Raw genomic sequence first — 23,479 nt, 5'->3', positions numbered from 1 at the left:
GCTCTTCCCCTATTTTTGTTTGCGGATTTCGTTTGTTTATAAACTTCATATTTTATAGATTTCACCTGTTTATTATTTTAAAAGGTGAAATCTTCATTTCTGGTTTGGAGCAGGGTCAATGGAAAACCTGAAGCAGCTGGTTCAGGACGGGTTAGCGGCGGTTGCAAGTGCCGACAACCTGCAGGCGCTTGATCACATTCGTGTGGAATACCTGGGCAAAAAAGGGGCGATTACCCAGCAGGCCAAAACACTGGGCAAACTTTCTAGCGATGAACGTCCCGCTGCCGGCCAGAAAATCAACGACGCCAAAGGCCAGGTAGAGCAGGCCATCAACGCCCGCCGCAGCGATCTTGAACGCATTGCCATTGAAGCCAAACTGGCCAGCGAATCCATTGACGTCACCCTACCAGGCCGTGGCCAGGAACTGGGTGGCCTACACCCGGTTACCCGCACCCTGCAGCGCATTGAAGACTTCTTTGCCAGCGCCGGCTACAGCGTGGAACAGGGCCCGGAAATCGAAGACGACTACCACAACTTCGAAGCCCTCAACATTCCTGGCCACCACCCGGCCCGTGCCATGCACGACACTTTCTATTTTAATTCCGGCACACTGCTGCGCACCCACACCTCACCGGTCCAGATTCGCACCATGGAAGCCGGTAAACCGCCGTTCCGTATGATCTGCCCTGGCCGCGTATACCGCTGCGATTCCGACATGACCCACACCCCCATGTTTCACCAGGTGGAAGGGCTGTTGATTGAAAAGAACGTCAGCTTTGCCGACCTGAAAAGCACCGTGGAAGAGTTTTTGCGGGTGTTCTTCGAGCGCGATCTGAAAGTACGTTTCCGCCCATCTTACTTCCCGTTTACCGAACCTTCGGCGGAAGTAGACATCGAATGGGGCCGCGAAGCCGATGGCACTATCAAGTGGCTGGAAGTCATGGGCTGCGGCATGGTACACCCCAAAGTGTTCGAGCACTGCGGCATAGACGCCGAAGAATACCGTGGTTTTGCCTTTGGCATGGGCGTAGAACGCCTGGCCATGCTGCGCTACGGCGTCAACGACCTGCGCATGTTCTTCGAGAACGATCTGCGCTTTCTGCGCCAGTTCCGTTAAATACCTCTTTAAAACGGCACGGCATTTCAGTCAACAGGCGACACCGCAACAGATTAAGGTCTGTAACAAATTAAGGCCCGCTATAACTTAAGGAAAGCTCCATGAAATTCAGTGAACAGTGGCTGCGCGAATGGGTTAACCCGGCTCTGGACTCCCAGCAGCTGATGGACCAAATCACCATGGCCGGCCTGGAAGTCGACGGCTTCGAGCCCGTCGCCGGCAAATTTACCGGCATAGTCGTCGGCGAAGTGCTCAGCGTAGAAGCCCATCCGGATGCTGACAAACTGCGAGTGTGCCAGGTCAGCAACGGCAGCACCCAGGTGCAAGTGGTCTGCGGCGCCCCCAACGTGCGCGCCGGCATCAAAGTACCTTTTGCCGAACTGGGCGCCGTATTGCCCGGCGATTTCAAAATCAAAAAAGCCAAACTCCGTGGCCAACCCTCTGTCGGCATGCTGTGTTCCGGGGCCGAGCTGGGCCTGTCTGAAGACCACGATGGGATTCTGGAGTTACCCGCTGACGCCCCCGTGGGCACGTCTTTTGCGGATTACCTGCAGCTGAACGACATTGCGATCGATGTAGATTTAACCCCAAACCGCGCTGACTGCCTCTCTATCAAAGGCTTGGCCCGGGAAGTGGGCGTGCTCAACAGTTTGCCGCTGAACGCGCCTGCAATTTACAAGGTAGCCGCCACCCACAGCGACGTGCCTGATGTGCGCGTAGAAGCCCCCGCCGGCTGCCCGCGCTACCTGGGTCGCATACTGCGCAACGTCGATCTTTCTGCGAAAAGCCCGCTATGGATGCAAGAAAAGCTGCGTCGCTCTGGCGTTCGCTCTATAGACGCTGCGGTAGACGTAACAAACTACATCCTGCTGGAACTGGGCCAACCCATGCACGCCTTTGACCGCGCCGAAATCGACGGTGGCATAGTGGTGCGCATGGCCAAGCCCGAAGAAAAGCTGGTGCTGCTCGACGGCCAGGAAGTCACACTCACGGAACAAACCCTGGTAATAGCCGATCACAGCAAACCCATCGCCATTGCCGGCGTAATGGGCGGCGAACACTCCGGTGTTAGTCCAAAAACTCGTGATCTGGTGCTGGAATCCGCCTATTTCGACCCCATCACCTTAGCCGGAAAAGCCCGCCACTACGGCTTGCACACAGATGCCAGTCACCGCTTCGAGCGCGGCGTAGACTACAACCTGGCCCGTGACGCCATGGAGCGGGCCACCGAACTGCTGGTCAGCATTGTTGGCGGCGAACCCGGCGAAATTGTCGACGTCACCAGCAGCGAACATCTGCCCAAGCCAGTCTCCATCGTATTGCGCGAAAAACGCCTGGCCGACGTGTTGGGCCTGGCCATCGCAAACGGCAAAGTGGAAGAAATTCTCACCCGCCTGGGCCTGGCGATAGAAGAAAAATCGGGAAGCGGCTGGAAAGTCAGTGCGCCCAGCTTCCGCCCGGATATCACCATCGAAGAAGACCTGATCGAAGAAGTAGGGCGCATCTACGGCTACAACAACCTGCCGGTCACCGAACCCACAGGTTCCTTGGGCCTGCGCCCCAAAGCCGAAGACACCCGCCCGCTGAGCGCCATCCGCAACTATTTTGTTGCCAACGGTTATCAGGAAGCCATCACCTATAGCTTCGTCGACCCGAAAGTGCAGGAACAGTTAGATCCGCAGAACGAAGGTATTGCTCTGGCCAATCCGATCTCCGCAGAACTGTCAGTCATGCGCACCACCCTCTGGAGCGGTCTGCTGAAAACCGTGGCCCACAACCAGAACCGACAACAACCACGCATTCGCCTGTTTGAAAGTGGCCTGCGGTTTGTGAAAGATGGCGAACGCATTCTGCAGCAGCCCATGCTGGCAGGCGTCGTTACCGGCAATCACAATCCTGAAAACTGGGTAAACGGTCGCAGAAACGCCGACTTCTTTGATGTAAAAGGGGAGTTGGAAAGTCTGTTTCGCCTGTTGGGCGTTACCGTAGAGTTCCGCACCGGAAAGCACCCCGCGCTGCACCCGGGCCAGACCGCCGAATTACTGCGCGACGGACAGCCAGTAGGCTGGTTAGGCACTCTGCATCCACAGGTACAGAAAAATCTGGAACTTAATGGCACAGTTATAGTCTTTGAGCTATTCTTGAACCCAATCGTTACCGGTTATGTGCCTAATTTCAAAGATGTTTCAAAATTTCCAGAAGTTCGTCGAGATTTGGCTATTATTATCGGAAGCGAAGTGAAATTTGCGGACGTCGAGCGTGTGGCAACACACCACGCCGGCGAGCACCTAAACGCACTGCGTGCGTTCGATGTATACCAGGGCGAAAGCCTCGGTAAAGGTGAAAGCGAAGGTAATCGTAGCTTGGCACTCAGCTTGTTCTGGCAGCACCCGCAGCGCACACTGACCGAAGACGAAGTGCACGGGCTGTTCAACGGCGTAATAGAAGCCCTGAAAGCTGAACTGGGGGCAACACTAAGGAGTTAACGGATGACGGCTTTGACAAAAGCGGAAATGGCCGAGCGCTTATACGACGAACTTGGCCTGAACAAACGTGAAGCCAAGGAAATGGTAGAGGCCTTTTTCGACGAAGTTCGCGGCGCACTCAGCCACAACGAGCAAGTGAAATTGTCAGGATTCGGCAACTTCGACCTGCGCGACAAAAAAGAGCGCCCCGGCCGCAACCCGAAAACCGGCGAAGAAATCCCCATCTGCGCCCGCCGCGTCGTCACCTTCCGCCCCGGCCAGAAACTCAAAGCAAAAGTAGAAGCCTACGTCGAAACCCAGCAATAGAGATTAAGGGACAGACCTAAGGTCTGTCCCTGCTTGGGCAAGAAATTGGGGACGGACTTCAAGTCCGTCCCCGCTTTGGGGAGAGATTAGGGACAGACCTAAGGTCTGTCCCTGGTACAGCCAGGTCAAAACCGAGCAACAACCATGCTAGAACCCAGCAACAACAACGAACTGCCCGTCATCCCAGGCAAACGCTATTTCACCATCGGCGAAGTAGCAGAACTGTGCGCCGTAAAAGCCCACGTACTGCGCTACTGGGAACAGGAATTCCCCCACCTGTCCCCGGTCAAGCGTCGCGGTAACCGCCGCTACTACCAGCGCGCCGACGTCATCACCATCCGCCAGATTCGCAGCCTATTGTACGACCAGGGCTACACCATCGGCGGCGCTAAACAGCAGCTGTCCAGTGTAGAAGCGAAAGACGATATCTCCCAGTACAAACAGTTAATACGGCAAATGATTCGAGAGCTGGAAGAGGTGTTGGCTGTTATGTAGTTGATGAAGTCAGCTACTTCACAATAGATTACAAATTTCTGCAATATTCCCCGTCAATCAGACCCTCCGCCAAGCGCTATGGCTTGTAACATTGCGCTATCAGCGTAAAATTGTTGCTCTCATTTTATCGGAATGCGCGGAAAACCTCGGCCTTTAGGCCGGGGATGAATAGCGCGGACACCGCAGGTGTCCCCCTCAATAGCAACAGCGTTTGGTTACTTGCCCAAACAATTCACATCGGTTATGGAAGGCAGCTCATGCTGAACAAACTCTATATTCATCAATATCGATGCCTTCAGAACTTTGAATTCAATCTCAAAGATCAGCACTCTGCCTTAATCTTGGGTAGAAACGGTGCCGGCAAATCCAGTTTTTTTGATGCCGTAGAAGTATTTCAAAAAATTGGGCGGGGCGTTACACAGCTGAAAGATCTAATCACTGAAAGCGATTTCGCCTTTGGTGAAACTCATAAAGCCATTCATTTGGAAATAAACGCGACTATTGCAAAACAAATTTATGAGTACGTTTTAGAGATAGAGCTCCCTGAAAACTTTAGCCAACCGCGGATAAAAAAGGAATCGCTGAAAGTAAACGGTAAAACAAATGTTTTTCGGGAAGGTGGTAAAGTACAGCTGGGCAAAAACGCCGAGTTCACCTTGGATTGGCACCACGTTGGCCTACCATTAATTTCAACACGCAATGATGACGCACCCATTGCTCGCTTTCGAGAGTGGCTCGCGAAAATTGTCGTATTAGCGCCAGTGCCTAGTTGCTTTAACAAAGCCAGCAAACAAGAAACTCCCTACCTGGAGCGCAGAGCTGCCAATACTCTCGACTGGGTGCGCCATCAACTTGCGGTTTATCCTGCACTGTACATGAAAATTGTAGATTTCATGGCATTGCGTATGCCGGACTTTGCAAGCTTCAAATTTGAGAGTACCGGCAAAAACGAAAAAGAGCTGGTTTTTAAATTCCGCGATGAAGTCGCAAACAGTTTAGAGCTAAATTTTGATCAGCTTTCTGATGGCGAAAAAATATACTTTCTAACTGCAACGGTTTTGGCCGCCATTACCAATGAAGAATCTGTACTTTGCCTGTGGGATGAACCAGATAATTATGTCTCTTTACCAGAGTTAAGCCACTTCATTGTCGCTTGCCGAAAAGCGTTTGAAAATAGCCTGGTAGAATCGCAGATGGTTATGTCTAGCCATAACCCCAGAACCATCAACGAATACTCCGAGCACAATACTTATCTTGTAACCAGGCAGTCTCATCTGGCCCCTTCCAGGCTGGAGCCTGTAGCGGGAAAACAATACCTGAGCGCCACTTTTATAGATGCCTACGAGAACGGAGAACTCGACTAATGGCAGTCAATCGCTATAAGAATCATTTGGTTATCTACCTAGAAGATCAGCCTTATCGAGGCATCGTCAACGGAATTAAAACATTACCCAACGTTAATGATACTGTGATCAACTCCAGGCCGCCGTGCGGAGGATGGGGCAAGGTGTTTGCTGAGCTGGAGAGCAACCTGAGGTTGCTCAATGCGAGGCCTGAAATGCATGCCCTATTACTTATGGATTTTGACAATGTGTTCGCAAAACGTAGAAGTAAATTTGATGAACTGTTGAAAGAGCAAGATTGCAAAGATCGGGTGTTTCTGCTCGGCGTAGATGACAAAGAAAGTGAAGACCTTAAGGCGTCGATGAATCAAAGTAATAATGAAGCTGTTGGGAAAGATCTATTGCGACATTGCCCTGATGAACAGACGGACGCATGGAGAAACCCGCATTTGCACTGTAATTCGAATGAAATAAAAAGAATGCAAGCCGCTGGAATGTTTGTTTGGCTGTTTGCGTGAACGCTTATTAACTGAGCGTGGGAAATCTGACGTCACATGGACAGGCACTCCCTTCTTTTTCTTTTCTTCTATGTTCCCTCCTACTGCGCATAATTCGGCGTTATGTCACCGCCTAGCCAACACGCTAGTGCCGCGCTTTCATCTGGTTTGTCGTGGCCCTGATACGACTGCTGTACGAACGGGGCTATAGTCGAGAACAGATTTTACGACTGTTTAACATTATTGATTGGATGATCCAGTTACCAAAAAATCTGGCCCCCGAATTTGCACAGGCGGTTTACGTCATACAGGAGGAAAAACACATGCCTTATGTCAACACGATTGAGCGTTTGGGTATTGAAAAAGGGCGCCAGGAAGGCGAGCAATTGGGTATCGAAAAAGGGCGTCAGGAAGCCGAGCTGCGTGCTCTGAAAGAAAAGCGCGAAACGGTTCGTCACCTGATGTCGTTCGGTGTGCTCAATGACGAGCAAATAGCTGCAGCGACGGGCTTGGCGTTAGACGAGATTACCCAATTGCGTATTGAAGATAAGCACTGATCTCCGCTTTTATAATCTCCCTGCTTTACGTACAAAAAAGGGCAGCCCTGGTGGCCGCCCTTGTTGTTCGGCGTCAACTATCCTGTCCGGTGCTGATTTATTGGCGCTTACTAGAACGGGGACAGACTTCAAGTCCGTCCTCGCCTGGAGCTTGGAGATAGGGGACAGGCTTCAAGTCTGTCCCCGCTTGCGTCTCCGCTTGGAGATTAGGGACAGACTTCAAGTCTGTCCCTGCTTATAGCTAGATTGGAGCTGAGCAATAAATATGCTAGAACCCAGCAACAACAACGAGCTGCCCGTCATCCCCGGCAAACGCTATTTCACAATCGGCGAAGTGGGGAACTGGAAGACGTACTGGCGGCAATGAACAAAGCCTAAATATAAGTGCGATTGATACACAAAAAAGCCGACCGCCAGAGTCGGTTTTTTTATGAGAATATGATTTAGTTACCTACATGCCTGCGATTAACACACAGATGCAAATGTAACCTGTTACAACAGGTTACAAAATTCCTTTCAATTCCTAGCTTACTAATACCTTTTGTCGGTTGTCTAAAAATTTCTGACGCGTATCATGCTCATCAAATCGGCGCACTGCGCCAAAATCTGACAGGAATAGCCGGGCTTCTTTCTCCTTGCTTTACCCCTGCACTTAAAAAACAAGATGTCCATGACCCTAAAACACTTAGCTTTGGTATGTGGGGCGGTAGCGTGCCTGAACACGATTTCTGCAGCGGCGGCGCCCTGGATAGAGCCCGGCGACGCCCGAGCCCGTTTCGCAATACAAAAACTGGCCGACCAAGGGCAATTCAATCGCCCGGTAACCAGCTGGCCCATCATGTGGGCGTCAGTAGACAGCGCCCTGGCAGACTCTGCCAGTAAAGGCTCCCAGGCAACCGGCATGGCCCGCGCTTACCTCGAATTTGAACAGGAACAGCAGGCCTCTACCGGAATTCGGTCCCAATTTCAGCTTTCTGCCACCAATGAAGTCGCCATGGTGCAAGGCTTTGAACGGGGCCCCCTGGCGCAAGGCTCGGCCAACTTGAACGTGCAATGGCAAGGGGAGCGATTCGCGCTGGGCCTGAGCCCTACTTACGCCCTAAACCCGGATGACGACGAAAACCTCCGCTTTGACGGCTCCTACCTGGCCGCCACCGCCAGCAACTGGGTATTCGGTGCAGGCGCTATTGACCGTTGGTGGGGCCCGGGCTGGCAATCCAGCCTGATCTTCTCCAACAACGCACGCCCCATGCCGTCATTGTGGCTGAACCGTAGAGACCCCTCCGCGCCTGAAACCTCCTGGCTCAGCTGGATTGGCCCCTGGCAGCTCACCCTGTTAGCCGGCCAGTATGAAAAAGAACGCGAGATACCCGAAGCCAAGCTGATCGGCATGCGCCTGAACCTGCGCCCCTTAGACGGCCTGGACATTGGTTTTTCTCGTGCCATCATGTTGGGCGGGGAAGGGCGCCCGGAAGGCGCTTCTACCATCTGGAACGCGCTGATCGGCAGAGACAACGGCCAGCTTGAAGAAGACGACCCCGGCAACCAGCTTGCCGGCATAGACGCCCGCTACGGCTTTGCCATTGGCAACCAGTCCATGGGCCTGTACGCCCAGATGATGGGCGAAGACGAAGCCGGCGCCTTTCCCGCGCGCAAATCCTGGCTGTTAGGCAGTGATTGGACCAGCCAACTATTCAACGGCGACCAGCAATGGTTTGTGGAATACGCCAACACCCTGGCCGACGACTTCCTGGGCGACGCCATGCCCAACATCACCTACGACCACTCTCGCTATAAAAGCGGCTACCGTTACTACGGCCGCACCATGGGCGCCAGCTTCAGTGGCGACGCCGAAGCCGTTACCCTCGGCGGTTTTCACTTCTTCGACGACGGCCGCAACCTGTCAGCCAGCCTGAGCTTTGTCGAGTTCAACAAAGACGGAACAACCCGTGAATCACAGATCATCGACAAAAACATCAAACTGATGGTCCCCGCTGAAAACGCCAAACAGGTCATCGCAAAAGTGGGCTACGGCACCGAACTGCTCAACGGCTGGCTAGACCTAAGCGCCCAGTTTGCCGACAAAAAGCTCGAATTGGTCAACTCCGCCGAAAACGAAAGCGGACAGTGGTCTATCGGCGCAAGCTGGCGCTACCGTTTCTAAAACCTTTACCGGATATCCGCTGTGAACTTAAAACGCCTCCTGCTCTCTTTATCTTTAGCATCGTTAATGATGCCACTGTGTGTTTCTGCGCAATCCATATCGCCCGCGCAAATCCAGCAATTCAAATTCCTGCCACAAGCCCAGCAAGAAGCGCTGGCGCGGCAGTATGGGGTGAATCTTGATCAGCTTCAGGGCAGCTCGAGCTCGAGCTCGAATGGCTCAGCCGCTCGCCAACCGACATCCGTGGTTGAGCCGCTAGAAAATGGCAGTGCTGAAAACCAAAGCGAAAACGACAACAAACTAACCGAAGAAGAGCAGGCGTTCGCCAAAAAGAACAACGGCCTGCAACCGTTTGGTTACGAACTGTTTGAAGGCAAGCCCAGCACCTTTGCCCCTGTCACTGAAGTGCCCGTTCCGATGAATTACACATTAGGGCCAGGCGACCAAATCAGAGTTCAGCTTTGGGGCAACGAAAACCGCCAGTTCGCGCTCACCGTGTCCCGCGACGGCACGATCGATATGCCTGAACGCGGCCCCATCACCGTGGCGGGGCTGAGCTTTCAGCAGGCCCGTGACAAAATCAGCAAACTGGTGGCTGAACAGTACATTGGCGTAAAAGCCGCCGTGTCGCTGGGGGAACTGCGCAGCATGCGCGTGTTCGTACTGGGTGAAACCCGCACGCCGGGTTCCTACAGCGTCAGCTCGCTGTCGACCATTACCAACGCCCTGTACGTGTCCGGCGGCATTCGCCACACCGGCTCCCTGCGCAACATTCAGCTAAAACGCAATGGCAAAGTGGTCCACACCCTGGACCTGTATGACCTACTGCTAAAAGGCGACACCAGCGGTGATGCCCGCCTGCAAGCCGGCGACGCCATTTTCATCCCGGCCGTGGGCCCGCGCGTGGGTATAGACGGCGAAGTCTACCGCCCGGCGCTGTATGAAATTGACGGCGCCACCAGCTTGCAAGAACTGGTGAACCTCGCCGGCGGCATGACCGCCCAGGCCTACCCACAAATAACCCGTATAGAACGCACCAACCAGGAATTCTTACGGATAATCGCCGAAGCCGACCTGACCAATGCCGCAGGCAAACAAGCCCGCGTAAAAGCCGGTGACCGGGTGACCATTGCATCCATTGCTGACGTAACAGGCCAATACGTTGAAATCACCGGCGCCGCCACACGCGCCGGCAAGTTTGCCTGGGTACCGGGTATGCGTGTGAGTTCGGTAATCCGTAAGCTAGATGTGGATTTGCTGCCAATGGCGGATACCAACTTCGCCGCGATTGTAAGAACAAACCCAGAGACCCGGCAGATTTCGGTGCTCAGCCTGGAACTGAAAGATGCGGTAAACCGCCCTGGCAGCGATGCTGACTTAGTTCTGCAGGAAAAGGATCAGGTGCTTGTGTTTGCCGATAATGGCAAAGCCGATGTCGGGCAAAACAGCTCAGCGAATGCTCAGAGCTTCAGCCGTAATGCACTGTTCGAACCCGTCGTAAAGCGCCTGAAAACCCAGGCGACCCCGCAGGCCCCCCAGCAAACCATGACCATCAGTGGCCCGGTGCGCTACCCCGGTGAATACCCGTTACCTGCCACGGGCAAAGTGAAGGACGCCATCGTAATGGCAGGTGGTTTAAACGACTCTGCGCTAATGTTGGAAGCGGAGCTGGCACGCCGTAACCTCGATGGCAATGGCGTAGAGCAAACCCGCCTGCAAAACATCGATCTAGCCAATGCGCTTAATGACCAAGTTGATGTGACTCTTCAAAGCCGTGACCGTTTGATGGTCAAATCCATCCCGCTATTTGGCGCCACCCGCACAATCACCGTGCAAGGCGAAGTGGTGTATCCGGGCGAATACACCTTCAGCGACGGCGAAACCTTGGTTGATGTGCTCCAGCGCGCCGGCGGTCTTACCAGCAACGCTTTTCCCCGCGGAGTCGTGTTCACTCGTGAAAAACTGCGAGTACTGGAAGCGCAGCGGCTGCTTGAAGCGGAGAAACGCCTGCAAGGAGACTTGCTGGGGGTGCAACTGGAAGGCGACAACTTCGGTGGCCAGAACGCCCAGCGCGTAGACCAAGTAAAAGGCCTTCTTGACGATGTACAAAGCAGCCGCCCTGTTGGCCGCATGGTTATCGACCTACAAGCCGTATTGAACAACAGCGACTACCAGTCTATTCGCCTACAAGACGGCGACACCCTGACCGTACCCATCATTCCCCAGGCCGTCAGCGTATTCGGCGAAGTGCAATTCCCAACCAGCCACCTGCACACAGCAGGGCTGACGGTGGATGATTACCTGGATCGCTCCGGCGGCCCCACCCGCCAAGCTGATGAAAACCGCGTCTACGTTGTCAAAGCCGACGGCTCGGTCATGCTGCCAGAAAAAAGTGCCTGGTTTGGTAACCGCAGCCAGCAATTACAGCCCGGTGACACCGTCATCATGCCGATTGATGTGGACCGCCTGAACCAGCTGGAACTTTGGACCAACGTAAGTCAGATTGTATACCAGATGGCACTGGGTGCTGCGGCAGTGGGGAATCTGTAATGATTAACCAGGAAGCGCCCAAACAGCAGGTAATGGAGCAACCCTATTACCCAGACGATGAAATAGACCTCCGCGAACTCTTCGTCACACTCTGGCGCGGCAAGTGGATCATTATCTTCGTTACCTTCGTTTTCGCTGCCGCTGGCGTTTTCTACGCGCTAAGTAAGCCCAATATGTACCAGGCCAATGTACTGCTTGCGCCGGCTCAAGGCGAAAGCGGCGGCGCGCGCCTCAGCGGCCAGCTCGGTGGCCTGGTAAGCCTGGCCGGTATCAACCTGGGCGGCGGCGGTGCAAGCCAGGCCACTATGGCCAAGGAAGTGCTGCAGTCCCGCGCTTTCCTTGCAGACTTTGTTCACCGCCATAATCTCTCCATGTCTCTTATGGCAGTCGAAGCGTGGAACATGGAGAGTGAACAGTGGGTTATAAATACTAAAGTATACAACCCGCAAACTAACGAGTGGCTCACCAACGAGGAAGGGCGAAGCCTTGAACCCACTGATTGGGACATTGTTAAAAATTTCAAAACCAAACTTAGCATGTCAGACAATAAAGACTCCGGCATGATAACCCTAAGCGTTACAAGCCTGTCGCCCCAGGCAGCAAAAAGTTGGGCTGAAAAGCTCGTGCACGACATTAACGAACACATGCGCGAGCAAGACGTAATTGAAGCTGAAGCCCGAATTGCCTACCTTGAGAAAAAACTCAATGAAACCAACATCGCCGGCATGCAGCAGGTGTTTTACCAGCTCATAGAAGGCGAAACCCGTACGGTTATGCTAGCCAATGCCCAAAGCGAGTATATATTCAAAACTGTAGACCCGGCTGTGGTTCCCCAAGAAAGGAGCGCGCCCAAGCGCCAGCTCATCGCCATAGTCGCCACTATGCTAGGCGGCATGCTGGGCGTCTTTTTTGTTTTCGTTCGAGCATTTATCCGCAGCGGCAAAAAAGAGAGCGAAAGCGTATGAAATTGCTAGTAACTGGTGGTGCTGGCTTTATCGGCTCTGCAGTTATCCGCCATGTCCTCTTTAACACCGACAATCAAGTGGTCAACCTCGATAAACTCACCTACGCCGGCAACCTCGAAAGCCTGCTGCCGATGAGTAACAGCCCGCGCTACGCCTTTGAACAGGTCGACATTTGCAACCGCGCAGAGCTAGATCGCGTACTGGCCAAACACCAGCCTGACGCCATCATGCACCTGGCCGCAGAAAGTCACGTAGATCGTTCCATAGACGGCCCTGCTGAGTTTATTGAAACAAACATCGTCGGCACCTACACACTGTTGGAAGCCACGCGCCATTACTGGAACACGCTGCCGGATGCAAAAAAAACCGGGTTCCGCTTTCACCACATCAGCACCGACGAAGTGTACGGCGATTTACCACACCCCAGTGAAAGCGCAAGCGCACACCAGCACCTGTTCACTGAAAACACCGCCTACGCCCCCAGTAGCCCCTACAGCGCCAGCAAAGCCAGCTCAGACCACCTGGTGCGGGCCTGGATGCGCACCTACGGCCTGCCGGTACTGATTACCAATTGCAGCAACAACTACGGCCCCTACCATTTTCCAGAAAAGCTGGTTCCGTTGGTGATACTGAACGCGTTGGAAGGGAAATCCCTTCCCGTTTACGGCAAAGGCGACCAAATCCGCGACTGGCTGTACGTAGAAGACCACGCCCGCGCGCTGTACAAAGTAGTAACAGAGGGCCAAGTAGGCGAAACCTACAACATCGGTGGCCATAACGAAAAGCAGAACATCGACGTAGTACACACCATCTGCGATATTCTGCAGCAGCTGCGTCCCAAAAAAAACCGCTATCGCGATTTGATCACCTACGTATCTGACCGCCCCGGTCATGACCTGCGCTACGCCATCGATGCCAGCAAAATTCAGCAGGAACTTGGCTGGGCACCGCAAGAAACTTTCGAAACCGGCATCGAAAAAACCGTGCAGTGGTACCTGAACAATCTGCAGTGGTGCCAGCGGGTGCAAGATGGCAGCTACCAGCGTGAGCGGCTGGGTGTTGAAATCTGATGAAGCCCCGCAACAGCCGCTATAATCCAAAACGAAAGTTACAAGTAGGAATGCCGCTATAACCCCAATAAAGGTGGAGGCACAACCCATGCAGTTTGAAATGGATTGGCTTGCAAAAACGGAAGATTTGTCGGCATCTGAAGAGCTGATGACTCGCTGTCGGATGGGACTGAGTGTGAGTGGGCGCCAACTGTTTCGTTATGAGGATTTGCTGGGTGAACACCAGGTTAAAAACGCAATAACGGTTTCAGCCTACCCTCTGGCACTTTGGTTTGCCGCTAATTGGTGGAGACTAAGATGGGAACCGAACTTTACTCCTGACAGCGCATTTTCACTACACGATTGGAAAATGAGCCACACCCTCGCCGCAGCCGGAGGGGGTTACGCCTGGCCTAATCTCACGGTTGTTTCTGACGGTGAGAATGTTCAGCTGAACCTGAAACCCAGCCAGGAAGACTTAGGGCCGCTGCGCTACATTGAGAACCTGGACGCGTGGATTTCAGCGACAGACTATGAAAGCGGCATAGACCAGTTTATTAACCGCAAGCTAAAACAACTGCGCAGCCTGGGCGAGCAAACAACACTGCATGAATTATGGCAGACCGTTAGCGAAAAAAGGCTAGCGCCCTCAACAGCGTTGCAGCGACAACTGGAAGCGCGGCTTGGTTATGACCCGGAAGATGCGCCGCAGCCACTTTTGGCCTTGCTCGTCCAACTGGCCTCTGCCCACGGCGAAGGCGCTGTTCAGGAGCTGGCCAGTCTTGGCCACGAAAGGGCCGAGAAAACGATCAAAGAAGTTAGACAATCTCTCACCGCTTCGGCAGATACAATTCAATTACCGCTTAAGAGCGTTCGTAAATTGATGGAACTGTTGGTGAACGGCAAACCTGGCCATCCGTGGGAAAAAGGTCGCAATGCGGCCAGCGCCACGCGCAAACAACTTGGGATCGATAAGGGGCCGTTGAATAACAAAAAATTAGCTGAATTGGTGGAAACGCCAGTACAGCTTTTGGAAAGCAGCCAAGTATCTGGGCCGTCTACCATTGGCATGGGCGAAGTGATGCGCGGTGGCAGAGCTAAAGTGGTTCTTGGTAAAACGCATAAAAACGCTCGACGTTTTATGACCGCTAGGCTGATAGCAGATGGTATTTATGCGGGAGAAACCGGAAATTGGCTGCCCTGTACCAATGCGACAACGGCAAGGCAAAAGTTTCAAAGAGCCTTTGCACAAGAATTCCTGTGCCCTTACCCGGATTTGATCGAGTGGATGAATACTACCTCTCCGAATGACGATGTTCTGGAGGCAGCCGCAGAACACTTCGAGGTGTCACCACTGCTAATCAATACCGCTATGGTTAATCACGGCCATAAGTCTCGAATTGAACTGGAAAATTTTTTCATCGACACCCCAAGGGCGGACTGAGCCCGCCCGCGGCGATACTGCCCATCGCCAGCGAACATTGATGAACACTTACAAAACTCGGAACTTTCAATGAAAGGCATCATCCTCGCCGGTGGCAGTGGCACCCGCTTGTACCCGATCACCCTGGGTACGTCCAAACAGCTCCTGCCGATATACGATAAGCCTATGATTTACTACCCGCTGTCTGTGCTCATGCTGGCCGGAATCCGGGATATCCTGATCATCACCACCCCTGAAGACCAGGCAAGCTTTCAGCGCGCGCTGGGCAATGGCGAACAGTTCGGTGTAAACCTCAACTACGTCATACAGCCCAGCCCCGATGGCCTAGCCCAGGCTTTTATACTGGGTGAGGAGTTTATTGGCGACGGCAGTGTATGCTTGGTATTGGGTGACAACATCTTCTACGGTCACGGCTTCACACCAAAGCTTAAGCAAGCGGTAGACAACGCCAAAAATGGCAAAGGCGCCACCGTATTCGGCTATCAAGTAAAAGACCCTGAGCGATTCGGAGTTGTGGAATTTGATGAAAACAAACGCGCGGTCTCTATTGAAGAAAAGCCCGAAAAACCAAAATCTCACTATGCAGTAACCGGCCTCTACTTCTACGATAACTCCGTGATAGAAATCGCGAAACAGGTAAAGCCCAGTAGCCGTGGCGAACTGGAAATTACCGATGTTAACCGCGCCTATCTTGAGCAAGGCAACCTTAATGTAGAATTGCTGGGCCGTGGCTTCGCTTGGCTAGACACAGGCACCCACGAAAGCTTGCTGGAAGCCGCCCAGTTTGTGGAAACCATAGAAAAGCGCCAGGGCTACAAAATCGCTTGCCTGGAAGAAATCGCCTACAATCAGAGTTGGCTCACAAAGGAACAGCTCTTAGTTCAAGCTAAGGGGCTGAGAAAAAATGGCTACGGAAGTTACCTCAGCGACCTGATAAACGAATAGCAGGGTACGGTAGAGACCATGGAACAGCACAGCTTGCTCCAAACACCGATAACCGATCCAAAGGAAGTGCCAGAGCGCAAGCTGGACTACTGGCGTGCGGAAATCGAACAAGACAGCTTCTTCCAGCCATTGCTGCAGAGCAAAGCGTTCCAAAGGCTTGAAGGAGTCTCCTTCTTGGGAGCCTTGGACTACGCTGTCGGAGGCCAGAGAAAAAAAACAGGCAGCCGCGCAGACCATTCGTTGAATGTAGCCGCATTGGCCAACTACGTTGCCACTCACAGGCGGTACAACCCAGAACTGAAAAGACACCTGATCGTAGCCGGCCTTCTGCATGATATAGGGCACCCACCATTATCCCATAGCGCAGAGCCATTCATAAAAAAACATATTGGCTATGGTCATCATCACGCCGGCGAAAAAATACTGAAGGGCCAGCATGAACTTGGTCGAGCCCTTAACAAATGGTTGGCCCAGAACACAGACCTTACATTTCTGATCAGTCTGATTGATCAAAATGCGCTGGATATCGACGGTGGGGACCTGTTCAGCAGCCCCATAAATATTGACACAATTGAAGGAATAACGCGCAGCTACCGCCTCTTTAGCCAAGAGAGCGCAGCAAATCTTAGCCGTCAAAGAATTGAAGTCGCTGCTGCGTCATTTTTACCGGAAGTTAGTAATCCTTGGGCCACGCTCGATCAGTTTTGGAAAATGAAACATCAGGTGTATGCCAGCTTGATCACCAGCAAAGCTGGATTGACTGCCGACAAGCTATCCCAGCTGTATTTTGAGCATGAAAACAACGACCTGTCAGAGCAAGACATCTTCACATCGGAAGCACATTGGAAGAAGCGTTATGCAGGCCTGTTTCAGGGGTTAAAAAGCATCAAGCAGCGCGATCTGTCTATTAGGTGGATGTCTGGTGAGCAAGTCACTTATACACGCCGTCGTTATTATCTTGATGAAAGGAAATGGAGTATCTGCCGATACCAGTGCTCGAAAAATGTGCAAACCGCATCACTGCCTGAATTCGCAAAAGATAATTTACAGCTCCGATTCTCAGTGATGAAATAATAAGCATGGATGCCTCCTGTGTACAAAAAAGTATTAGTTGATTTTCCCGCGTTAGATCAAGCGAGCCAGTTCACAGCAGAAAAGCTGAAACAAATCCGAAGTTCTTTAGACTCCGCGCTCCAAGCCAGCCCCCATAAAGAAAAGATCACCGTAGTAGCCGTAGGGTCGTATGGCAGGGGAGAGGCTTCTGAATCCTCAGATATCGACGCATACATCATGTTCGATTCAGATAGAGCCGCAGCAGACGTAATCGCCAACGAACTGAAAGAAATCGAGAAAATACTGAACAGTCACGTGCTAAAAGAGACGGGAAGCACAGGTACCTTTGGTGCAGACGTGTGTATTCGGTTTACAGACATGTTGAGCAACATTGGCGGGAAAGACGACAGCAACGCTCAGATCACCCGGCGATTGCTGTTCCTGCTTGAAGGAACCTGGCTGTACGGTGAAGACCGTTTCCGTCAATATCGCCTGGAGCTCTTAAGCCGATACATAAAGCCCAGTGGCGCAGACGGTAAAATTGCCCGGTTCCTGTTGAATGACATCATTCGGTATTACCGCACAATCGCCACAGACTTCGAGCACAAAGTAAGTGACCAAAAACAAGAGTGGGGACTACGGCAAGTAAAGCTCCGGTTCTCCCGCAAAATACTCTATTTTGGCGGAATTGTAGCTATAGCCGAAACTGCCGAACTACCACAGCAACAAACGCTCGAAAAAATCAGTGACTGGTTCGACCATCAGGGGCTTGAGAGGCTCTACAAGGCCTCCCCAGATCTACCGCAAACAGCGCAGGTGTTGAGGTTGTACGAATATTTCCTGGAGAGAGTCTCTAAGCCAGATGTTCGGCAAACACTGGAACAGCTTCAGAAAGAAGATCGCGATACTTGCGAGCCGTATTGTGACCTTCGAGAGAAGGGCGTTGAGCTCTCAGAAGTCCTGGCAGAGTGGCTAAAAGAAAAGTACCCTGCTGACCACCAGATCCATCACGCACTGATTTTTTAACCAAAAGCCGCATTCCTTTGCTCTACTTTATTCGGCATGGTGAGACAGATTACAACCGAAACAACCTGTGGATGGGTCGTCAAGACCTTCCATTGAACCAAACAGGTATCAGGCAGGTAGAAGCAGCAGCCGAGACAATAGCCCGGATTCCATTGCAAATTATCATGACCAGCCCTTTGCTGAGGGCGCGGCAAACCGCAGAGCTGATTGCTGACCAGCATCCTGAATCGCCCGTTATACAAATCGCGAATTGGTTAACCGAACGTGATTTCGGCCACTACGAAGGCAAACTAAAAACGGACACTGCCCGAATAGAAATGAACGCCTCGGATTGCGTTGAATCTCTGGAGCACCTTGCCAAGAGGCTTAGGCCACTGGCTGAAGCAGTGGATGCCTATGAGCATCTACTGATCGTGTCTCACTCGGGAGTGTATCGCCGCCTGGTTGAAAGCCTCGGTTACCAGAGCCCTAAGGAGCATAAAAGCTTGAGAAATGCAGAGTTTATGTCATTCACTCGTTATTTTGGAACACGCTAAATGATTCCGGTCACTAAGCCCTATCTCCCCAATCGGGAAAAGCTGAAAAGCTACATAGACGGCATCTACGAACGCCATTGGCTAACCAACAACGGCCAGCTGGTGCAGGAGCTCACCGGCCGCCTGGAAGAATATCTGGGTGTGGAAAACCTGCTGCTGGTCTCCAACGGCACCTTGGCATTGCAGATTGCTTACCGTGCACTCGGTGTGAGCGACGCTAACCGCGACGAAAGGCCGGAAGCCATCACTACGCCGTTTACCTTTATCGCCACTGCAAGCTCTCTCAAGTGGGACGGTGTACAACCGGTGTTCACCGATATTGACCCGGATACCTGGTGCCTGGATCCGAAAAATATCGAAGCGGCCATCACCCCCAATACCCGCGCTATTGTTCCCGTGCACGTATTTGGCAACGCCTGTGATGTGGAAGCCATCGATGCCATTGCGCAAAAGCATAACCTGAAGGTTATTTATGACGCCGCCCACGCCTTTGGTGTGAAATACAAAGGCGAAAGCCTGCTCAAGCACGGCGATGCCGCAACCCTCAGCTTCCATGCCACCAAACTGTTCCATACCGGAGAGGGTGGGGCGATTGTGTTCAAGCGCAGGGAAGACCTAGAGCGCGCCAAGAAAATGATCAACTTCGGCATTACCGGCCCGGAAACAATCGAAGAGATCGGCATCAACGCCAAGATGAATGAATTGCAGGCGGCGATGGGGCTGTGTGTGCTGGATGAGATGGAAGAAAACCTGAAAGCACGGTCAGAGGTTTGGCAGAGATATGAGGATGCACTGGGCAAAACCTTACAGCTCCAAGCCAAGCACCAGGCACTTGGCTACAATTACGCTTATTTCCCGGTGGTCTTTGACAGCGAAGAACAGGTAGTTCGAGTGGCTGCCGCTCTTAAAGAGCATGGCGTGCTGGCAAGAAGATATTTTTATCCGTCATTGGAATCTGTGGAGTGCCTTGGCGCCCAAGGAGACCAACCAGTTTCAAAAGATATAGCCAGCCGGATATTGTGCTTGCCCATATACTCAGGGCTTCCGGGTGAAACGCAGGGGAAAATAAAAGGCATCGTGACAGAGGTGATTAACTGATGAAAAAGGTTCTATTTCTGGGTGGCGCCCCGACGCAGATACCACCCATTAAGTACGCATTGGAGCAGGGGCATCACGTTATCACCTTGGATTACCTGCCCGACAACCCGGGTCATAAGCTTGGCCACAAATACTACAATGTTTCCACAACAGACAAAGAAGCGGTACTTGAAGTAGCGAAGGCAGAAAATATTGATGGTATTGTCGCCTATGCATCCGACCCTGCCGCACCAACCGCAGCTTATGTTGCTGGAAAAATGGGGCTGCCTGGCAACCCTTACGAGTCGGTAGAAATTCTCGCCAGGAAAGACCTGTTCAGGGATTTTCTCGCCAAGCACAACTTCAACGTGCCGCGCTCCAGGGCGTTTTATGAAGAGGCAGAAGCCAAGGTTTGGCTGGATGAAATTGGTGTTCCAGCGTTCGTAAAGCCTGTGGATTCTTCCGGCAGTAAGGGGGTAACACATCTGCAAAGCGCAGAGAGCTTCCATGACGCCTTTGAGCACGCCCTGAAATTCTCCCGCGAGAGAAAGGTTGTGGTCGAAGAGGAAATCGTTCGGCAAGGCTACCAGGTAGCTGGCGATGGATTTATTCTGGACGGTGAACTAGTTTTCCGCTGCTGGGCCGATGAACACTTCGATAGACTCTGTAATGGGCTCGTTCCGATAGGGCAAACATTCCCAACATCTCACAGTGACAAACTCCTGAGCGAGGCTCATAAAGAATCCCAACGGCTTTTGAGTTTGCTCGGTATGAAAATCGGTGCATTGAACTTTGATTTTGTATTTTCGGAGGACGGAAAGTTCTATTTCTTGGAGCTTGGTCCGAGAAACGGTGGCTGTTTGATCCCCGAAGTCATCCGTTACGCGACTGGTGTAGACCTTATCAAGTACACGGTTGATGCTGCTCTTGGTTTGCCATGCGAAGGTCTTAACATGAAGCCTGTTGACGGCTCCTGGTCTAGCTACATGATTCACTCTATTGAAGATGGTGCGTTCAAGAACCTATGGCTATCTGAGCGCGCCCAAAAATATATTGCTGAGCACGATGTTCAGGTACAACCTGGGGAGAAGGTGAACTCGTTCAGCGGTTCTCACGATACGCTGGGAACCATGATCCTGAAGTATCCAAGCCAGGACGAGATGCTGGATATGATTGACAATATGGAGCGGGATATTCGTGTCATCACAGCGTGAATTTAAAGATTTATCGATCACAAGCTTTAAAGTAGGTTGCGTATGAAAAAAATACTGGTTCTTGGTGCTTCTGGAAGCTTAGGGCGCGGTGTCACACGGCATTTGAAAGATAAGCATGACGTAACTGCCACCTATGTTAAAAACCAGTTCACCGAGCAAGGTGTTAATGTAAAGAAAGCAGATATTACAGCTCCAGAAAGCCTTGAAAGACTAGGTGCTGATTTTGATACGGTTGTGCTGATCGCTGGTGCTATGCCCGCTACGATGGCCGGCTATGACCCACAGCGGTATATCGATACCAATATTACCGGCACATTGAATGTACTGGAGTTTTGTAGAAAGTCAAACATCAAAAAAATCATCTATATTATGACGTTCTCCGATGTCTCCCATAAGTTCTTTAATGGTGTACCGATAAAGAGTGACGATTCAAGAGGCTTGACCCTGACAGGAGATCATGCAGTCTACTCGATTTCAAAAGTCGCAGCGTGTGATCTCATTGAACACTACCATCAGGAGCATGGCCTGCAGACCATAATTTTTAGAATTCCGACAGTTTACTGTGCCGATGAAAACTTCAATTATTACGTGGATGGTGCTCTAAAAGTAAAGGGCTACGTTCAGATGCTGGAGTCGATTGTATCGAGTTCAAAAGTTGAAATCTGGGGAAACCCACAGCACTCCAAAGATATGCCGTATATAAAAGATTTTGCGCGCTTAATTAATTCAGCAGTTAATCATAAGAGTGCCCAAGGTGTATTTAACGCCGGTACAAGCCAACCTGTGTCCTTGGAAAAACTAGTAAACGTGATGGTTGATGTCTTTTCACAGGGGAAACCGGTGAAGGTGATTGAAAGGCCAGAAAAGCCATCTCAGCCCAACTTTACATTCGACATGTCGAAAACTATAGAAGTGTTTGGGTTCATGCCCGAATGGGATATAAAGGAAATGATGGAAGATATTCGAAACACCCTGGGAGTTGAGGCATTCAGGAGATGAGTTCACCTAGAATATTGCTACATCTCGGACTACCGAAAACTGCGACTAGCTCTCTACAACACAATGTTTTTCAGCCGCTCCATGAGCAAGCAAGGGTAAACTTTCTAGGAAAATGTCTCGATTACGATTATAAAACAGGTGGGATCGAAGTATTTAACTACTCTGGAAAGTTTATCAGAGATGCTGTTGAAGGAAGCTTGAGCATCCAGGAAGCAAGGCAGAAGTTGAATAGTTCATTGCATAGAACCCTGTTAAATATTTTTAGCGACGAAGGGTTAATGATCGCATACCCGGGAAAAGAAAATCTTTCACTTTCGAAAAAGTTTGAAAGACTTAATGCAATTTTTGAGGGCTACAACGTAAAAGTCGTTGTCACACTCAGGGACCCAGTAGATTACCTATATTCTTTGTATGTTCAATTGTATCCAGATTTCTGTGCGAAAGTTAAGGATATTAATTCAATTGAAAAATACGTCGATAAGCTAATCAAAACACCGAATGATACCCTGTTCGAATCTTTCTTTTACGATCGCTGGCTCCAGAAGGTGCCATCAAATTTCGAATTGACAATATTAAAATATGAGCAGATTTCTCAGCGCGCGCAGTGTTTTTATGAGGAATGGGCAAGGTTGCTTGGTTTGTCGACAATGGAATTCCAAGGATATTTCGATTCCAAACGAATGAATGTCAAGATTAAGTCAGGGAAGGAAGTGGCGAAAGTAAAAGACTTTAAGTTTTTAGAGCGATTTTTTAGGGAGCTTTTTTCTTCAAGTAAGATTATTTTTTTCCCTGTTAGAGTTTTATATAGAATTTCGGGCCTTAAGGTTATTTTGAACTATAGGTTCGGATCTAACGCCACGCATGCGTTCCCGGTGGGACAGCGTATGATGTGCCTTCAGGAGGTTTTGAAAGTAAAAGATGGTTTCTATGAGTCATAAATTCTCTCTGTTATGCCAGAAAATGCGAATGGTATGTGCTCGGGGTTATCGGAAAGCTAGGCGAATGTTTAATGCTATTAGGGTGGTCCGGCGACAGAAGGTGTTCGTCATTGGCTTCAATAAAACCGGCACTACGACAATGTCGAAGGCGTTGAGAAACCTTGGATATGTAGTCGGCAGAGAGGATGAAGCCAAGTCGTTATTTGATGCATGGTTGAGGAGAGATTTTAAAAAAATCGTGAAGTTTTGTAGGTCCGCCCAAGCTTTTCAGGATTCGCCATTTTCATTCCCGTACACCTTTATCGCTCTCGATCAAGCGTTTCCTAATAGTAAGTTTATATTAACTATCCGCGACAATGAAGATCAGTGGTATCAATCAATAACCCGGTTTCATTCTAAGCTGTGGGCGTCGGGTGATGGAATTCCGCCAACCAAGGAGCAACTCAAAGAGGCTGTCAATTCATACAAAGGGCGTCCCTGGGACGTCAATAGAGCACTTTTTAATACGCCGGAGAATGACCCCTATAGTGAAAAAGCATTGAAGAGCATTTATCTCCAACACAATCAAGCAGTTGTCAGTTATTTTAAAAGTCGACCGAATGATTTGCTAGTGATTAACGTGGCTGAGCAGGGGGCCTATCAAAAGTTCGTCGAGTTCCTCGGGGTTGATTCGGCTTATGATGAGTTTCCCTGGGAGAACAAAACCTGATGTCGGGCC

21 protein-coding genes and 1 pseudogene are annotated in these 23,479 nt (G+C 51.3%); all 22 read left to right on the top strand.

What is annotated here, in order from left to right; all coding sequences use genetic code 11:
• The first annotated feature begins 118 nt into the window (after positions 1 to 118).
• Positions 119 to 1,117, top strand: coding sequence for a phenylalanine--tRNA ligase subunit alpha (pheS, locus tag ATI45_RS08170; protein WP_098419052.1), 999 nt, complete (start codon positions 119 to 121; stop codon positions 1,115 to 1,117).
• Positions 1,118 to 1,218: 101 nt separating this feature from the next.
• Positions 1,219 to 3,603, top strand: coding sequence for a phenylalanine--tRNA ligase subunit beta (pheT, locus tag ATI45_RS08165; protein WP_098419051.1), 2,385 nt, complete (start codon positions 1,219 to 1,221; stop codon positions 3,601 to 3,603).
• 3 nt (positions 3,604 to 3,606) lie between these two features.
• Positions 3,607 to 3,909: an integration host factor subunit alpha gene (ihfA, locus tag ATI45_RS08160; RefSeq protein ID WP_098419050.1), complete on the top strand. Its 303-nt coding sequence runs from the start codon at positions 3,607 to 3,609 to the stop codon at positions 3,907 to 3,909.
• 144 nt (positions 3,910 to 4,053) lie between these two features.
• Positions 4,054 to 4,404 carry a MerR family transcriptional regulator gene (locus tag ATI45_RS08155; RefSeq protein WP_098419049.1) on the top strand — a complete coding sequence of 117 codons (351 nt, stop codon included), beginning with the start codon at positions 4,054 to 4,056 and terminating at the stop codon, positions 4,402 to 4,404.
• 257 nt (positions 4,405 to 4,661) lie between these two features.
• Entirely contained in the window at positions 4,662 to 5,768 is a 1,107-nt protein-coding gene (locus tag ATI45_RS08150) for an AAA family ATPase (RefSeq protein ID WP_179888001.1), read from the top strand.
• A complete protein-coding gene (locus ATI45_RS08145) occupies positions 5,768 to 6,265 on the top strand; it encodes a hypothetical protein (RefSeq protein ID WP_098419047.1) in 498 nt (165 codons plus the stop codon). Before ATI45_RS08150 ends, ATI45_RS08145 begins: the two co-directional genes overlap by 1 nt.
• A 302-nt stretch (positions 6,266 to 6,567) precedes the next feature.
• Positions 6,568 to 6,801 carry a hypothetical protein gene (locus tag ATI45_RS22645; RefSeq protein WP_228705983.1) on the top strand — a complete coding sequence of 78 codons (234 nt, stop codon included), beginning with the start codon at positions 6,568 to 6,570 and terminating at the stop codon, positions 6,799 to 6,801.
• A gap of 265 nt (positions 6,802 to 7,066) precedes the next feature.
• A pseudogene (locus ATI45_RS08135) lies at positions 7,067 to 7,144 on the top strand (MerR family transcriptional regulator); the annotation flags it as partial.
• A 327-nt stretch (positions 7,145 to 7,471) separates the two neighbouring features.
• Positions 7,472 to 8,965: a capsule assembly Wzi family protein gene (locus ATI45_RS08130; protein ID WP_098419046.1), complete on the top strand. Its 1,494-nt coding sequence runs from the start codon at positions 7,472 to 7,474 to the stop codon at positions 8,963 to 8,965.
• A gap of 21 nt (positions 8,966 to 8,986) precedes the next feature.
• Positions 8,987 to 11,515, top strand: a complete 2,529-nt coding sequence (locus ATI45_RS08125; RefSeq protein WP_098419045.1) for an SLBB domain-containing protein — start codon at positions 8,987 to 8,989, stop codon at positions 11,513 to 11,515.
• On the top strand, positions 11,515 to 12,480 hold the full coding sequence (locus ATI45_RS08120; protein ID WP_098419044.1) for a Wzz/FepE/Etk N-terminal domain-containing protein: 966 nt from the start codon (positions 11,515 to 11,517) through the stop codon (positions 12,478 to 12,480). The genes ATI45_RS08125 and ATI45_RS08120 overlap by 1 nt, the downstream gene beginning before the upstream one ends.
• On the top strand, positions 12,477 to 13,550 hold the full coding sequence (rfbB, locus tag ATI45_RS08115; protein WP_098419043.1) for a dTDP-glucose 4,6-dehydratase: 1,074 nt from the start codon (positions 12,477 to 12,479) through the stop codon (positions 13,548 to 13,550). The genes ATI45_RS08120 and rfbB overlap by 4 nt, the downstream gene beginning before the upstream one ends.
• A gap of 88 nt (positions 13,551 to 13,638) precedes the next feature.
• Positions 13,639 to 14,973: an ImmA/IrrE family metallo-endopeptidase gene (locus ATI45_RS08110; protein WP_098419042.1), complete on the top strand. Its 1,335-nt coding sequence runs from the start codon at positions 13,639 to 13,641 to the stop codon at positions 14,971 to 14,973.
• A 69-nt stretch (positions 14,974 to 15,042) separates the two neighbouring features.
• Positions 15,043 to 15,918 carry a glucose-1-phosphate thymidylyltransferase RfbA gene (rfbA, locus tag ATI45_RS08105; protein WP_098419041.1) on the top strand — a complete coding sequence of 292 codons (876 nt, stop codon included), beginning with the start codon at positions 15,043 to 15,045 and terminating at the stop codon, positions 15,916 to 15,918.
• 18 nt (positions 15,919 to 15,936) lie between these two features.
• Positions 15,937 to 16,992 (top strand): HD domain-containing protein, encoded by a 1,056-nt coding sequence (locus tag ATI45_RS08100; RefSeq protein WP_098419040.1) that lies wholly within the window; start codon positions 15,937 to 15,939, stop codon positions 16,990 to 16,992.
• An 18-nt stretch (positions 16,993 to 17,010) separates the two neighbouring features.
• A complete protein-coding gene (locus tag ATI45_RS08095) occupies positions 17,011 to 17,997 on the top strand; it encodes a nucleotidyltransferase domain-containing protein (protein WP_179888396.1) in 987 nt (328 codons plus the stop codon).
• A 17-nt stretch (positions 17,998 to 18,014) separates the two neighbouring features.
• The gene (locus tag ATI45_RS08090; RefSeq protein ID WP_179888395.1) at positions 18,015 to 18,533 is read left to right on the top strand and encodes a histidine phosphatase family protein; all 519 of its coding nucleotides are present in this window, start codon (positions 18,015 to 18,017) and stop codon (positions 18,531 to 18,533) included.
• Entirely contained in the window at positions 18,534 to 19,631 is a 1,098-nt protein-coding gene (locus ATI45_RS08085) for a DegT/DnrJ/EryC1/StrS family aminotransferase (protein WP_098419037.1), read from the top strand.
• Positions 19,631 to 20,824, top strand: coding sequence for an ATP-grasp domain-containing protein (locus ATI45_RS08080; RefSeq protein WP_098419036.1), 1,194 nt, complete (start codon positions 19,631 to 19,633; stop codon positions 20,822 to 20,824). Before ATI45_RS08085 ends, ATI45_RS08080 begins: the two co-directional genes overlap by 1 nt.
• A 42-nt stretch (positions 20,825 to 20,866) precedes the next feature.
• Positions 20,867 to 21,823: an NAD-dependent epimerase/dehydratase family protein gene (locus tag ATI45_RS08075; protein WP_098419035.1), complete on the top strand. Its 957-nt coding sequence runs from the start codon at positions 20,867 to 20,869 to the stop codon at positions 21,821 to 21,823.
• A complete protein-coding gene (locus ATI45_RS08070; protein WP_098419034.1) occupies positions 21,820 to 22,761 on the top strand; it encodes a sulfotransferase domain-containing protein in 942 nt (313 codons plus the stop codon). Before ATI45_RS08075 ends, ATI45_RS08070 begins: the two co-directional genes overlap by 4 nt.
• A gap of 64 nt (positions 22,762 to 22,825) precedes the next feature.
• Positions 22,826 to 23,470 (top strand): sulfotransferase, encoded by a 645-nt coding sequence (locus ATI45_RS08065; RefSeq protein ID WP_098419033.1) that lies wholly within the window; start codon positions 22,826 to 22,828, stop codon positions 23,468 to 23,470.
• The last annotated feature ends 9 nt before the right edge of the window (positions 23,471 to 23,479 follow it).

The sequence above is a fragment of the Marinobacter sp. LV10MA510-1 genome (assembly GCF_002563885.1).
Lineage (GTDB): Bacteria > Pseudomonadota > Gammaproteobacteria > Pseudomonadales > Oleiphilaceae > Marinobacter.
The sequence above is the reverse complement of the archived record's forward strand: the minus strand, read 5'-3'. Positions and strand labels throughout refer to the sequence as shown.